11 protein-coding genes are annotated in these 14,772 nt (G+C 65.0%); 7 read left to right on the forward strand and 4 right to left on the reverse strand.

Annotated elements, in window-relative coordinates:
* Positions 1 to 112 precede the first annotated feature (112 nt).
* The 4 genes from ruvX to gshB all read right to left on the reverse strand — a co-directional run bounded on the left by ruvX (position 113) and on the right by gshB (position 3,336).
* The gene (ruvX, locus tag BM019_RS19550; protein ID WP_009046019.1) at positions 113 to 550 is read right to left on the reverse strand and encodes a Holliday junction resolvase RuvX; all 438 of its coding nucleotides are present in this window, start codon (positions 548 to 550) and stop codon (positions 113 to 115) included.
* Entirely contained in the window at positions 550 to 1,119 is a 570-nt protein-coding gene (locus BM019_RS19555; RefSeq protein ID WP_007929972.1) for a YqgE/AlgH family protein, read from the reverse strand. The genes ruvX and BM019_RS19555 overlap by 1 nt, the downstream gene beginning before the upstream one ends.
* Positions 1,120 to 1,311: 192 nt before the next feature.
* Complete coding sequence (locus BM019_RS19560) at positions 1,312 to 2,211, reverse strand: energy transducer TonB (protein WP_062824340.1); 900 nt, start codon at positions 2,209 to 2,211, stop codon at positions 1,312 to 1,314.
* 150 nt (positions 2,212 to 2,361) lie between these two features.
* Entirely contained in the window at positions 2,362 to 3,336 is a 975-nt protein-coding gene (gshB, locus tag BM019_RS19565; RefSeq protein WP_092419410.1) for a glutathione synthase, read from the reverse strand.
* Positions 3,337 to 3,572: 236 nt separating this feature from the next.
* Here gshB and pilG point away from each other — a divergent pair, with 236 nt between their 5' ends.
* The 7 genes from pilG (at position 3,573) to BM019_RS19600 (ending at position 14,752) form a co-directional block, all read left to right on the forward strand.
* Positions 3,573 to 3,980: a twitching motility response regulator PilG gene (pilG, locus tag BM019_RS19570; RefSeq protein ID WP_007929962.1), complete on the forward strand. Its 408-nt coding sequence runs from the start codon at positions 3,573 to 3,575 to the stop codon at positions 3,978 to 3,980.
* A 43-nt stretch (positions 3,981 to 4,023) separates the two neighbouring features.
* The gene (pilH, locus tag BM019_RS19575) at positions 4,024 to 4,389 is read left to right on the forward strand and encodes a twitching motility response regulator PilH (protein WP_092419714.1); all 366 of its coding nucleotides are present in this window, start codon (positions 4,024 to 4,026) and stop codon (positions 4,387 to 4,389) included.
* Between the two features lie 11 nt (positions 4,390 to 4,400).
* Positions 4,401 to 4,940 carry a chemotaxis protein CheW gene (locus BM019_RS19580; protein WP_062824341.1) on the forward strand — a complete coding sequence of 180 codons (540 nt, stop codon included), beginning with the start codon at positions 4,401 to 4,403 and terminating at the stop codon, positions 4,938 to 4,940.
* 124 nt (positions 4,941 to 5,064) lie between these two features.
* Positions 5,065 to 7,101, forward strand: coding sequence for a methyl-accepting chemotaxis protein (locus BM019_RS19585; protein WP_239691091.1), 2,037 nt, complete (start codon positions 5,065 to 5,067; stop codon positions 7,099 to 7,101).
* 30 nt (positions 7,102 to 7,131) lie between these two features.
* A complete protein-coding gene (locus tag BM019_RS19590; RefSeq protein WP_092419416.1) occupies positions 7,132 to 13,086 on the forward strand; it encodes an Hpt domain-containing protein in 5,955 nt (1,984 codons plus the stop codon).
* Positions 13,079 to 13,534, forward strand: a complete 456-nt coding sequence (locus BM019_RS19595; protein WP_009046013.1) for a chemotaxis protein CheW — start codon at positions 13,079 to 13,081, stop codon at positions 13,532 to 13,534. Before BM019_RS19590 ends, BM019_RS19595 begins: the two co-directional genes overlap by 8 nt.
* Positions 13,535 to 14,491: 957 nt before the next feature.
* Positions 14,492 to 14,752, forward strand: a complete 261-nt coding sequence (locus tag BM019_RS19600) for a hypothetical protein (protein ID WP_092419419.1) — start codon at positions 14,492 to 14,494, stop codon at positions 14,750 to 14,752.
* Positions 14,753 to 14,772: the final 20 nt, after the last annotated feature.

Genomic DNA, 14,772 nt, shown 5'->3' on the forward strand with positions numbered 1-14,772 from the left:
TCGTGGGCCCGCGCCTGGTTGCATGCAGCAAGGCGCAGGGTCTTACGGCTGGTGTTGTGGCCAGGAGGCGCGTGGCCGGGGGGGTGACCACGCATCTTCAGGATTCGGCGTTTCAGTTGTTCAACAGCGCTGCGTTTTCGTCGAGCCAGCCTTGCAGCAGCAGGGCGGCAGCGATGGCGTCGACCGGGTTGTCGCGGTAACTGCCTTTCTGGCCGCCGCGGGCCAGGCGTTCGCCCTTGGCCTCGAAGGTGGTCAGGCGTTCGTCATGGGTATAGAAGGGCAGGTTGTAGCGGCCATTGAGGCGCCGGGCGAACTTCTCGGCGCGCACGCACATCTCGCTCGGGGTGCCGTCCATGTTCAATGGCAGGCCGACCACCACCGCATCCGGCTTCCATTCCTTGATCAGGGCTTCGACCTGGTTCCAGTCCGGCACGCCGTTCTGCGCCTTCAGGGTGCACAGCTCGCGGGCCTGGCCGGTGATGGCCTGGCCAACCGCCACGCCGATCTGTTTGGTGCCGTAGTCGAACCCGAGGATCAGTCGCAGGGCCATCAGGCGTGGCCCGCCTGGCTGGTCAGCAGGGCGAGATTGATGCCCAGGTGCTTGGCCGCCGCTTCCAGGCGCAGTTCGCTGCTGGTGTTGAACAGGATGTCGGCGTCGAACGGGCAGGTCAGCCAGGCGTTGTCCGCCAGCTCGGCTTCCAGCTGCCCGGCTTCCCAGCCGGCATAACCGAGGGCGATCAGGCTTTTGGCCGGGCCGACGCCATCGGCGATGGCGAACAGCACGTCCTGGGACGTCGACAGCGACAGGCCGTCCAGCTCGACCGTGGCCTGGAAGGTCGGGCCGCTGGGGTGCAGGACAAAACCGCGATCGGTCTGCACCGGGCCGCCGATGAAGATCGGCACATGCTGGCAGAGCGCTGGCGGGTCGATCTCGGGGCGCAATTGCTCGAGGATATCGGCGAGGTTCAGGTCCTGCGGACGGTTGACCACCAACCCCATGGCGCCATTGGCATTGTGCTCGACGATGTAGGTCAAGGTGTGCGCAAAGTTCGGGTCGGCCATGTGCGGCATGGCGATCAGGAAGTGATGCTTGAGGTAGCTGGGGCTGACGTTTTTCATGAGCGCTAGTGTGGCGGTGGAGGGGCGAACTGACAAGCTGGGGATGTGTGGCTCCGGGCATTTTGCTCGGCCTTTTGCGGCGGTGCCGGCGTCGGCGCCATCGCGAGCAAGCTCGCTCCTACAGGGATGGCGCAGGACCTGTAGGAGCGAGCTTGCTCGCGATAAGGCCAGGCGGGCGGTTTCGCCCTGGGATCAGTTGCTGGACAGCCGGTCGCCGCGGGCGAACTTCCAGGTGCGGATGATCTCCAGGCGGTCGATATCCGACAGGTCGCCGGTAAAGGGCGCGAACGGTGCCGCCAGGCGCACGATGCGCTGGGCCGCCTGGTCCAGCAGCGGCTGGCCGGAGGACTCCAGTACCAGCACCTCGTACAGCGAACCGTCGCGGTTGATCGAGACCATCAGCCGCAGGTTGCCGTAGATCTGCTTGCGCCGGGCTTCTTCCGGGTAATTGAGGTTGCCGATGCGCTCGACTTTCTTGCGCCACTCGTCCTTGTACCAGGCGCCCTTGTCGCGCATGGTCGAGGCCGCGCTCAGGCGGTGGATGCGTGGGCGCTTGGCGTACAGCTGCTGCTCCTGGGCCAGTTCGGCCTCCAGGCTGGCGATGTCGCTGGACAGCTGCTCGCTGTCGAACGTCGGCACGGGAACCTTGGGTTTGGCCTCGGTCTTGACCTCTTCACGCTGGGTGACGGTCTTTTTCGGCTTCGGCGCGGTGGTGGCGACCGCGGCCTTGGGCGCGGCTTGCTTGACTTCGGTCTTGGCCGGAGGCGGCGGGGTGACCTTGTTTACTTTGTTTTCCTGGAACGGCGCCACTTCGGTGGTCTTCGGGATCGCCTTCTTGTCCAGGGTGCCGCTGCCTTGCTGGTTTTCCTGGGCGAGAAAATCGGCCTTCTTCGGCTTGGTCTCGCTCTTGAAGGTGGCCAGGGTGATTTCCAGGGTCTTGCTGATCTGCTTGGGTTCGGCGAAGGAGAAGCCCAGGCCGAGAATCAGCGCGATATGCAGCAGGGCGGCCAGGAACAGGGTAAACCCCAGGCGATCGGCCGGGCGCACACCGCTGTGGGCCAGCTCGGGGGGCAGATCGGAAGGGAGAGCCATTAGCGGTTCACAAAAGTCATCAGCGGTTCAACATCACAAAAAGCATCACAAGACCAACATCGCGCGTTTCACAGGCGGCGCATGATAACGCAATGTTGGTTTCAAGCCGTAAGCCTCAAGCTTCAAGCGACAAGCTGCATGTGACGCCGATCAAGCTTGTGGCTTGCGGCTCGCGGCTTGCAGCTTCTTCTCGATGGCATCCATCAGCATTGCGCCGATGTTGGTGCCAAAGGCGTTGTCGATCTCGCGGATGCAGGTCGGGCTGGTGACGTTGATTTCGGTCAGGTGCTCGCCGATCACGTCGAGCCCCACGAACAGCAGGCCTTTCTCGCGCAGGGTCGGGCCGACCTGTGCGGCGATCCAGCGATCTTTCTCGGTCAGCGGCCGGGCTTCGCCACGGCCACCGGCGGCAAGGTTGCCACGGGTTTCACCCTGGGCGGGAATCCGCGCCAGGCAATAATCCACAGGTTCGCCGTCGATCATCAGGATGCGTTTGTCGCCATCGACGATGGCCGGCAGGTACTCCTGGATCATGATCTGCTGCTTGCCGTGCTGGGTCAGGGTTTCGACGACCACCGAGAGGTTCGGGTGGCCGGCGGTGTGACGGAAGATCGACGAGCCGCCCATGCCGTCCAGCGGCTTGAGGATCACGTCGCCGTGATGGTCGGCGAATTCGCGCAACACGTCCGGACGACGGCTGACGATGGTCGGCGGCGTGCACTGCGGGAACAGGGTGGCGAACAGCTTTTCATTGCAGTCACGCAGGCTCTGCGGCTTGTTGACCACCAGCACGCCGTCGCGCTCGGCCTGCTCCAGCAGGTAGGTGGAGTAGACGAACTCCATGTCGAACGGTGGGTCCTTGCGCATCAGGATCACGTCCAGCTCGCTCAGGGCGCTGTCGGTCTCGGCTTCCAGTTCGAACCACTTGTGCGGGTCGGCGAACACCTTCAGCGGGCGCATCCGCGCCCGGGCCACGCCACCGGTCGCCTGGTACAGGTCGCGCTGTTCCATATAGAACAGGGTCCAGCCGCGCTCCTGGGCGGCCAGCAGCATGGCCAGCGAGCTGTCCTTCTTATAGGAGATGCTGGCGATAGGGTCCATGACAATCCCGACGCGAACGCTCATGGGCGGTTTCCTCGAAAATTAGTGGGCGCAATGGCTTGAAAAAGTGGCGTCAGAGTGGCGCTCGGGCGGTTCCCGGTCAAGGAAAAACCACCGCGCCGGTCGGCCGATAGATTGCATGGGGAGAGTATGCTAAAAAGGCTCGCATGCCGTGCTCAGGCCTTGAACATCAAGGGCTTGAGGCATTGGCCACCAGTACGGGCAGAAAATCGATTCGCTGTGGCGATGGTAGAGCAGATATGGAACAGCAATCCAGCGCCCTCAAGGTGATGGTGATCGATGATTCGAAGACGATTCGCCGCACGGCCGAAACGCTGCTGAAGAATGTGGGCTGTGAAGTCATCACCGCGGTCGACGGTTTCGAGGCCCTGGCCAAGATCGCCGACAACCACCCGGGCATCATCTTCGTCGACATCATGATGCCGCGGCTCGATGGCTATCAGACCTGCGCGTTGATCAAGAACAACAGCGCGTTCAAGTCCACGCCGGTGATTATGCTGTCCTCCAAGGACGGTCTGTTCGACAAGGCCAAGGGTCGCATCGTCGGCTCTGACCAGTTTTTGACCAAGCCTTTCAGCAAGGAAGAGCTGCTGAGCGCGATCAAGGCCCATGTGCCGGGGTTCGCCGCAGTAGAACAAGCACATTGAGGTTCGGCCAGCGGGCCGCACGCCTATTCGTATGGGGAAGACCATGGCTCGTATTCTGATCGTCGATGACTCGCCGACTGAAATGTACAAACTGACCGGCATGCTGGAAAAGCACGGCCATGAAGTCCTGAAGGCCGAAAACGGCGCCGACGGCGTGGCCCTGGCGCGCCAGGAAAAGCCCGACGCGGTCCTGATGGACATCGTCATGCCCGGCCTCAATGGTTTCCAGGCGACCCGTCAGTTGACCAAGGACGCGGAAACCAGCCATATCCCGGTGATCATCATCACCACCAAGGATCAGGAAACCGACAAGGTCTGGGGCACTCGCCAGGGCGCCAAGGATTACCTGACCAAGCCGGTCGACGAAGACACCCTGATCAAGACCCTGAACACCGTCCTGGCCGGCTGACCGCCCGCGCCATGGCCGAGTCGCAAACCGCCTTCGAACTGCTGCTCGAGATCGACCAGCGCTGCCGCCTGCTGGCAGCCGACCTGCCTTCCCAGGAAACCCGCCAGCACGGCTGGAGCGGTATCGGCTTTCGCATCGGCGAGCATTGGTATGTGGCGCCGATGGGCGAAGTCAGCGAAGTCCTGCACGAGCCCCGTTACACCCTGCTGCCCGGGGTCAAGCCCTGGGTGAAAGGCGTGGCCAACCTGCGCGGACGGCTGCTGCCGATCATGGACCTGTGCGGGTTCTTCGGCCATGAGCTGTCGGCCCTGCGCAAGCAGCGGCGGGTGCTGGTGGTCGAGCACAAAGAGGTGTTCGCCGGCTTGATGGTGGACGAGGTGGCCGGCATGCAGCACTTCGAGCAGAGCAGCCTGGAAACGGCGGCCAACGCTAGCGAACAGGGCGCCATCACGCCGTACCTGCGCGGGTATTTCCCCTGTGAGCCGGTCTGGTGGGTATTCAGTCCCTTCGCCCTGGCGCAGTCGCCGGGGTTCCTGGATGTGGCGCTGTAGGCGCGAGGCTTGCTCGCGATGAATATTGCGCGATGAACCTGCAGGACCGCGCCGTCCATGGCGCGGGCAACAGAACAACCGGAATTCAGGTGTGCAGATGCTAAAAGCCAACCCAGGCAAGCCAATGGAAGGATCGCGCAGCCGCTCGCAGATCATCGTGCTGTTCATCGCCCTGATCGTGTTCATCATGCTGCTGTTCGCCAACTTCGCTTACCTCAACACCCAGGCCACGTACGACAAACAGTACATCGGCCACGCCGGCGAGCTGCGGGTGCTGTCCCAGCGCATTGCCAAGAACGCCACGGAAGCCGCCGCGGGCAAGGCCGCGGCCTTCAAGCTGCTGGGCGATGCGCGCAACGATTTCGCCCAGCGCTGGGGCTACCTGAAAAAAGGCGACCCGGCCACCGGGCTGCCCGCCGCGCCGGTGGCGGTGCGTCAGGAAATGCGCGCGGTGCAGCAGGACTGGGACAAGCTGCTGCACAACGCCGACGCGATCCTGGCCAGCGAACAGACCGTATTGTCCCTGCATCAGGTGGCCGCGACCCTGGCGGAAACCGTGCCGCAGTTGCAGGTCGAGTATGAAAAGGTCGTGGAGATCCTCCTGCAACGCGGCGCTCCGGCCGCCCAGGTGGCCATGGCGCAACGCCAGTCGCTGCTCGCCGAACGGATTCTCGGCGCGGTGAATACCGTGCTGGCCGGCGACGAAAACGCGGTGCAGGCCGCCGACGCCTTCGGCCGTGACGCGGCGCGCTTCGGCCAGGTGCTCAGCGGCATGCTCCAGGGCAACCCGACCTTGAAGATCAGCCAGGTCGAGGACCGCGATGCGCGGGCGCGGCTGAGCGAGATCAGCGAACTGTTCCAGTTCGTCTCAGGCTCGGTGGACGAAATCCTCGAAACCTCCCCCGAGCTGTTCCAGGTCCGCGAATCGGCGAGCAATATCTTCAGCCTGTCGCAGACCCTGCTCGACGAGGCCTCGCACCTGGCCATCGGTTTCGAGAACCTGGCCGGCGGCCGTTCGCTGGACACCATCGGCGGTTATGTCCTGGGCCTGGCGGCGCTGGCCTCGATCATCCTCATTGGCCTGGTGATGGTCCGCGAAACCAACCGCCAACTGCACGAGACCGCGGAGAAGAACGAGCGCAACCAGAACGCGATCATGCGTTTGCTGGACGAGATCGAAGACCTGGCCGACGGCGACCTCACCGTGACCGCCTCGGTGACCGAGGACTTCACCGGCACCATCGCCGACTCGATCAACTATTCCGTGGACCAACTGCGCGACCTGGTGGCGACCATCAACCTCACCGCCGGCCAGGTCGCCGGCGCGGTGCAGGAAACCCAGGCCACCGCGATGCAACTGGCCGAAGCCTCGGAGCATCAGGCCCAGCAGATTTCCGAGGCCTCCACCGCGATCAACGAAATGGCCCAGTCGATCGATCAGGTGTCGGCCAACGCCGCCGAGTCCTCGGCGGTGGCCGAGCGTTCGGTGGAGATCGCCAACAAGGGCAACGAGGTGGTGCACAACACCATCCACGGCATGGACAACATTCGCGAGCAGATCCAGGACACCGCCAAGCGCATCAAGCGCCTGGGCGAGTCGTCCCAGGAAATTGGCGACATTGTCAGCCTGATCGATGACATTGCCGACCAGACCAATATCCTCGCCCTCAACGCGGCGATCCAGGCTTCCATGGCCGGGGATGCCGGGCGTGGGTTCGCGGTGGTGGCCGATGAGGTGCAGCGCCTGGCGGAACGTTCTTCGGCGGCGACCCGGCAGATCGAGACCCTGGTACGGGCGATCCAGACCGACACCAACGAGGCGGTGATCTCCATGGAGCAGACCACTTCGGAAGTGGTGCGCGGCGCCCGGCTGGCGCAGGATGCCGGCGTGGCCCTGGAAGAAATCGAAGGCGTCTCCAAGACCCTGGCGGCGCTGATCCAGAGCATCTCCAACGCCGCCCAGCAGCAGACGTCGTCGGCCGGACAGATATCCTTGACCATGAACGTGATCCAGCAGATTACTTCACAGACTTCGTCCGGCTCGACCGCGACGGCCGAGAGCATCGGCAACCTGGCGAAAATGGCCAGCCAGCTGCGGCGCTCGGTGTCCGGTTTCACCTTGCCGGCCGGTCGCGAGCAGACGCCGCGGGACAACCGCTGAGGCCGGAGCACGACTTTGATGGGAATGGTAATGGGTGATCGGCACGACTATGTGGCCCTGGAATGGGTCAAGGGCGAAATTGCCGAAACGCTGAAGCAGGCCCACCAGGCGCTCGATCATCTGGTCGACGAGCCGCAGGCGGTGGAAGCGCTCGAACAGTGCCTGGACTGCATCCATCAGGTCCACGGCAGCCTGCAGATGGTCGAGTTCTATGGGGCGGCGCTGCTCGCCGAAGAAATGGAAGCCCTGACCCTGGCCCTGCGCGAGTACCGCGTGGCCCAGCGGGACGAGGCGATCTACCTGCTGCGCCAAGCCATCAGCCAGTTGCCGCAGTACCTCGACCGGGTGCAAAGCGCGCGCCGCGACCTGCCGCTGGTGGTGTTGCCGCTGCTCAACGACCTGCGCAGCGCCCGGGGCGAAGGCCTGCTGAGCGAAACCAGCCTGTTCAGCCCGCAGCTGCCGGACCTGCCGGCGCTGGACCAGGCGACACTGAACCGCCTGGCCCCCCCCGACCTGACCATCCTGCTGCGCAAGTTGCGGCACATGCTGCAAACCGCGCTGGTCGACCTGCTGCGCGAACAGGATGTGAAAAACAGCCTGGGCTACATGGCCAAGGTTTTCGAACGCCTCCAGGTGTTGTGCCAGAACGCCCCGCTGGGGCCCTTGTGGCAGATCGCCCTGGCCCTGGTGGAAGGCATGGGCAGCGGGGCGATCGCCAACAGCCCGGCGGTGCGCAGCCTGCTCAAGGATGCCGACCGCGAACTCAAGCGTCTCTATGAACAAGGCATCGCCGGGATCAACCAGGCGGCCCCCGACGAACTGTTGAAAAGCCTGCTGTTTTACATCGCCAAGGCCCGCTATCCCACCGCGCAGATGCAGACCATGAAAGACACCTACGGACTCGATGACGCTTTGCCCGACAATGCGCTGGTCGACCAGGAGCGGGCGCGCATGGCCGGTCCCGACCGCGACGCCATGCGCTCGGTGCTGGCGGCCCTGTGCGAAGAGCTGGTGCGGGTCAAGGAACGCCTGGACCTGTTCGTGCGCAGCGACCGCCAGCACGCGTCGGACCTGGACAGCCTGCTGGCGCCCCTGCGACAGATCGCCGACACCCTGGCGGTGCTGGGTTTCGGCCAGCCGCGCAAGGTCATCATCGACCAGCTGGCGGTGGTGCTGAGCCTGGCCCAGGGCCAGCGCGAACCGAATGACGCGGTGCTGATGGATGTGGCCGGGGCCCTGCTGTATGTCGAGGCGACCCTGGCCGGCATGGTCGGCCCGGCCGAACCCGAGAGCCGCGAAGAAAGCCGCCTGCCGACCACCGACCTGACCCAGATCCACCAACTGGTGATCAAGGAGGCGCGGATCTGCCTGCAACAGGCCAAGGACCTGATCGTCGACTACATCGATGCCGGTTGGGACCGCGAACACTTGCAGGCCCTGCCGGAGCTGCTGACCCAGGTGCGCGGCGCCCTGGCGATGATTCCCCTGGGCCGTGCGGCGGGCCTGCTGCAAGCCTGCATCGGCTTCGTGCGCGAACACCTGCTGCTGGACCCGCGCCAGCCCGGCTGGCAGCAGCTGGACAATCTGGCCGACGTGATCACCAGCATCGAGTATTACCTGGAGCGCCTGAACGACGATCCCCAGGCGCCGGGGGAAAAGATTCTCGACGTGGCCGAGCAGGGCCTGGCCGCGCTGGGCTATGCGCCACAAAAGCGGGCGCCGGACGAGTGGCTGCCGAACGAACAGGTGCCGCTGCTCAGCGATGTGCTCAGCCCCAACGAAGCCCTGGTGATGCAGGACCTGCAGGAGCTGGACAACCCGGAAGTGGCGCAGTCCCTGGCCGATGTACTGGCCAGCCCGGTCTCGGCGCTCAACCCACCAGCGCTGGACACGCCGGGCAGCCTGTTGCCGCCGCCGGGCGATGAAGCGCCGGTGGACGACGAGCTGCGTGAAGTCTTCCTCGAAGAGACCGACGAAGTGCTCGACGTGCTGCGCGAGTACCTGCCGCGCTGGGCCGCCGATCCTCACGGCAAGGCGGCGCTGGGCGAACTGCGCCGGGCCTTCCACACCCTCAAGGGCAGCGGGCGGATGGTGCGTGCGCTGGTGCTGGGCGAGCTGGCCTGGGCCGTGGAGAACCTGCTCAACCGGGTCCTGGAACACAGCGTGGAGCCGGGGCCGCAGGTGCGGCAACTGCTTGAAGAGGTATTGCAGCTGCTGCCGGAGCTGGTCGCCGAGTTCGCCGCCCAGGCCCAGCGCCAGCGCGACGATGTCGACCGCCTGGCTGCCCGGGCGCATGCCCTGGCCAAGGGCGACACGGCGTCGCCAGACGGCTTGGCAGACGAGCTCGACCCGCAGTTGCTGGAGATCTTCCGCAACGAGGCCGAAACCCATCTGGAGAGCATCAAGCGCTTTCTCGATCAGGCTGCCGAGCACCTGCCGCTGCAGGCCAGCGACGAATTGCAGCGCGCCTTGCACACCCTCAAGGGCAGCGCCTACATGGCCGGCGTACTGCCGATCGCCGAGCTGGCGGCGCCGCTGGACCTGCTGGCCCGGGAATACCGCGCGCACCTGATGGCCCTGGACCTGGACGAGGTCGAACTGCTGCTGGAAGCCGAAGGCCTGTTTCGCCGCAGCCTGCAACAGCTGGGCAGCGATCCGCTGGCGCCCATCGAAGGCGCCGCCGACCTGATCGAACGAGTCAAGGCACTGACCGCCGAGCGCCTGGAAACCCTGCTCAACGCGCCCAATACCGGGCTGCGGGTCAAGCGCGATGCGCAGTTGATCAGCAGCTTCCTGGCCCAGGGCATGGACATCCTGCTGGATGCCGAAAACCTGCTGCGCCGCTGGCAACAGCACCCCGGCGAGCGGCAGGAACTCAGCGCCCTGCTGGACGAGTTGACCACCCTTGGCGAAGGCGCGCACCTGGCGGATTTGCAGCCGATGGACGAGCTGTGCGAAGCGCTGCTGGACCTGTACGGCGCCGTGGAAGAAAGCAGCCTGGCGGTGGGCGAACGGTTTTTCCATGAGGCGGAAAACGCCCACGAAGCCCTGATCAACATGCTCGACGAACTGGCCGCCGGCCAGGAAATCAGCCTGCAACCGGCCATGGTCCGGGCCTTGCGCGAACTGCTCGAGGAAAGCCTCGACCCTGCGGCCATGGGCCTGATCCGCAGCGACGGCAGCCGCACCCTGAGCATCACCGACCTGGCCAGTGCCACCGCCGAGATGGAGCAGAAGGCGCAGATCGAGGTGGAGGAGCCGGACGATGAAATCGTGGCGATCTTCCTCGAAGAGGCGATGGATATTCTCGAAAGCGCCGGCCAGGCCTTGCAGCGCTGGCTGGCCGATCCGGACAACGGCGCGCCGCTGTCTTCCCTGCAGCGCGACCTGCACACCCTCAAGGGCGGTGCGCGCATGGCCGAAGTCGGGCCGGTGGGCGACCTGGCCCAGGAACTGGAAAACCTCTACGAAGGCCTGGTGGATCGCCGTTACCAGCATGGCGAGGCCCTGGTCGATCTGCTGCAACGCAGCCATGCGCAACTGGCGCTGCTGTTGCAGCAGTTGCAGGCGCAGCAAGCGCTGAGCGACCCCAAGGCGCTGATCGAAGCGATTCGCGGTTTTCGCCAGCGCAGCGGGGCCACCAGCGAGGTGCCCGAGGCCGCGGTGACCGACGATTCGGCGGCCCACGATCCGGAGCTGCTGGAGATCTTCCTCGAAGAAGGTTTCGACATCCTCGACAGTTCGGGGGCGGCGCTGACGCGCTGGCAGGCCGAGCCGGCCAGCCGCCAGGAAGTGGAAACCCTGCTGCGTGACCTGCACACCCTCAAGGGCGGTGCGCGCATGGTGGAGATCGTGCCGATCGGCGACCTGGCCCATGAACTGGAGTTTCTCTATGAAGGCCTGTCCGCGGGCCTGCTGCAACCGACCCCGGCGCTGTTCGGCCTGTTGCAGAAAAGCCAGGACCGCCTGGCGCAGATGCTCGACGCCGCCCGCGCCGAGCAACCGATCAAGCCGGCCGACAGCCTGATCGAGGCGATTCGCGGCTTTACTCATCCGGCCCAGGCCGAAGCGCCGCCTCTGTTGCTGCCCGACCTTAGCCCGCCGAGCAAACCCGAACCGCCGGTGGCGCAGGCGGAAGCCGCGGTGGCCGGGGATATGGTCAAGGTCTCGGCCGAGCTGTTGGACGACCTGGTTAATCTGGCCGGGGAAACCTCGATCTTCCGTGGGCGCATCGAGCAACAGGTCAACGATGCGCGGGTGGCCCTGAGCGAAATGGAAACCACCATCGAGCGTATCCGTGACCAGTTGCGCCGCCTGGACACCGAAACCCAGGGGCGGATTCTCAGCCGCCAGCAGGTCGAGGCCGAGCGCCTGGGCTACGAGGAATTCGACCCGCTGGAGATGGACCGCCATTCGCAGTTGCAGCAACTGTCGCGGGCCCTGTTCGAGTCGGCGTCCGACCTGCTCGACCTCAAGGAAACCCTGGACCGGCGCAACCAGGACGCGGAAAACCTGTTGCAGCAGCAAGGGCGGGTCAATACCGAATTGCAGGAAGGCCTGATGCGCACGCGCATGGTGCCGTTCGAGCGTCTGGTACCGCGCCTCAAGCGCATCGTCCGCCAGGTGGCGGAGGAGTTGGGCAAGGACGTCTCGTTCAGCGTCGGCAACGCCGAGGGCGAGATGGATCGCAATGTGCTGGAGCGCATGGTCGCGCCCCTGGAGCACATGCTGCGCAACGCCGTCGACCATGGCCTGGAGTCCGCCGAGGTGCGGCGCGCCTCGGGCAAGCCGGAGCAGGGGCGGATCACCCTGGACCTGTCCCACGAAGGCGGCGATATCGTTTTCGACATGCGCGACGACGGCGCCGGGGTGCCGCTGGAGGCGGTGCGGCGCAAGGCGATCAAGCGTGGCCTGCTCGCCCCCAATGCCGAGATCAGCGACCGCGACGTGCTGCAATTCATCATGCAGCCGGGGTTTTCCACGGCGGAGAAAATCACCCAGATTTCCGGGCGCGGGGTGGGCATGGACGTGGTCCATGAAGAGGTGCGCCAGCTCGGCGGCTCGATGACCATCGACTCGATCCCGGGGCAGGGCGTGCATTTCCGCATCCGCCTGCCGTTCACCCTGTCGGTCAACCGCGCGCTGATGGTGCAGTGCCTGGAGGAGCAGTACGCGATCCCGCTGAACACCATCGAAGGCATCGTGCGGGTGTTGCCCAACGAACTGGAAAGCCATTACCAGCTCGACCCGCCCCATTACGTATACGCCGGCCAGCGTTATGAGCTGTGCTACCTCGGCGAACTGCTGCACACCTTGGCCCGGCCGAAACTGCTGGGGCAGAGCCTGCCGCTGCCGGTGCTGCTGGTGCATTACAACGAACATCGGATCGCCGTGCAGGTGGACGCCATGGCCGGCACCCGGGAGATCGTGGTCAAGAGCCTGGGGCCGCAGTTCGCGGCGGTGCAGGGGCTGTCCGGCGCGACCATCCTCGGCGATGGCCGGGTGGTGCTGATCCTCGATCTGCTGGCGCATATCCGCGCCCTGCAAACGCGCTTGCCGGCGCCGCGCATGGCGGCTGGCGACGAAGTGATTGCCGAGGTCGAACCGCTGCGGCCGAGGCTGGTGCTGGTGGTCGACGATTCGGTGACGGTGCGCAAGGTCACCAGCCGCCTGCTGGAACGCCACGGCATGAACGTGCTGACCGCCAAGGACGGGGTCGATGCCATGGCGTTGCTGCAGGAGTACACCCCGGACCTGATGTTGCTGGACATCGAAATGCCGCGCATGGATGGCTTCGAGGTGGCGATGCAGGTGCGCGCCGACCCGCGCCTGCACCAGCTGCCGATCATCATGATCACCTCGCGCACCGGGCAGAAACACCGCGACCGGGCCATGGCCATCGGCGTCAACGACTACCTCGGCAAGCCTTACCAGGAGTCGGTGCTGCTGGAGAGCATCGCCCAGTGGAGCAGACCCCATGCATGACTACCGCGCCAGCTTCCTCACCGGGCTGCTGCTGCCCCTGGCCGACCGCACCCTGATCCTGCCCAACGTCGCGGTGGCCGAATTGATCGACTATCAACGTGGCGAACCGGCCAGCGACGCGCCACCCTGGTACCTGCGTTCTGTTGCCTGGCGCGACCGCCAGCTGCCGCTGATCAGCTTCGAGGCCGCCTGCGGCCAGCCCCTGGCCATCGGCGAGCGCGCCCGCATCGTCGTGCTCAATACCCTGGGCGGCCGCGAGCGCCTGAAGTTCATCGCCCTGGTGATCCAGGGCATCCCGCGTTCCTGCCGGCTCGACAGCCAGCTGAGCTACGTTGACGTGCCGTTGTGCCGGCTGGAGAAAGCCGCGGTGCAGGTGGGGGAGCAGGTGGCGAAGATCCCGGATTTGTTGGGGTTGGAGGAGATGCTGGTGAAGGCGGGGTTGTCCTAGATCCTGCCGAGCGGCTTGATCGCTCCCAGAAAGGGACTTGTCGGTCCCTTTTGGGGACTGATGGGGGCAACTATGTTGGGCGACGTAGCCTCTGGTTTTTGGTGTGGCATCGGACCTGTAGGAGCGAGCTTGCTCGCGATGGCACCCATCCTGGCGCTGCATTTTTTGGACGGGATGCATATCCATTCCTGCGGTAACGGCGGCTGGCGGTTCCGCCCTTACGGCGGGTCACTTTTGGCAAACGCCCCAAAAGTAACCAAAAGGTCTCGCCCCTGGCGTACGGCCTTCGCTGCGCTCAGGTTCCCTCGCTCCGGCGTCCATCAGGGGGCATCGACTCCGGTCGGCTTCGCTTCGACCTCCATACGATGTCCTCGACTACGTCGAGGGGCGCTGCGCGCCTGTCCCCTGATGAACGCCTCCACTCGGCCTCCCGATGGGGCGGGTAGATCAAGATCAAAAGCCAAAGCTGCGCCATGCGCGACCTACCGGTCGGCGCTAACTCCTGTAGCCGCTGCCGAGCCCGCGAGGCTGCGATCGACTGCGCAGCAGGCGCAGGATCTTGAAACCGCTGGAGGACCTGCGGTCCTATCGCAGCCTGCGGCAGCGGCTACAGGTTTGGGGAGGCATCAGGGGAGAGTGGGGCAGATCTGGTTTTGCTGAAGGCAATGGCAACACATTGCGGGTTGTCGCTGGTTTTTTGCATAGCCATAGTGGGTTTGCCGCCGACGCATCGGTGGCCGATCTTAGCCGGTCGAAACTGTTCACGGACGCACAAGCGCCCTCCTATAATGCTGGCGCTTTTTGCTGCCTGCATTTGCTATGGCGGCTGTGCGTGGGACACCTGCGGGTGTGCCGGACTTCCGTGAATGGTCCGGTCGGCTAACCCGCGTACAGCTGCCACCCTCTTTGTTTAGCCGCATAGGGTGGTAACTCTTCAGCATTCACGGAGAAATACCCATGACGGACTTCATCCCGCTACACAGCAATCTCACCACCACCCCGGTGCTCTACCTCAACCCCAAGGCCTCGGCGGCCGACCTGCACGGCTGCGCTGTGCAGCGCATCAAAGCCACTCGTGACCTGATGCACAGCCTCAACTGCCTGAGTCTCAAAGGCGTAAACGACCAGGACCTGCGCCATATCGTCAATGCGGCCCATCTGCTGCTGCAGGATGGCTGCGATGCGCTGGATGCGTTGCAGTGGCGGATTGTGGGTTAAGCGCAAGGTGGTTTCCGGGC

It is taken from the genome of Pseudomonas sp. NFPP07 (assembly GCF_900115645.1).
In the GTDB taxonomy this organism is placed as follows: domain Bacteria; phylum Pseudomonadota; class Gammaproteobacteria; order Pseudomonadales; family Pseudomonadaceae; genus Aquipseudomonas; species Aquipseudomonas chlororaphis.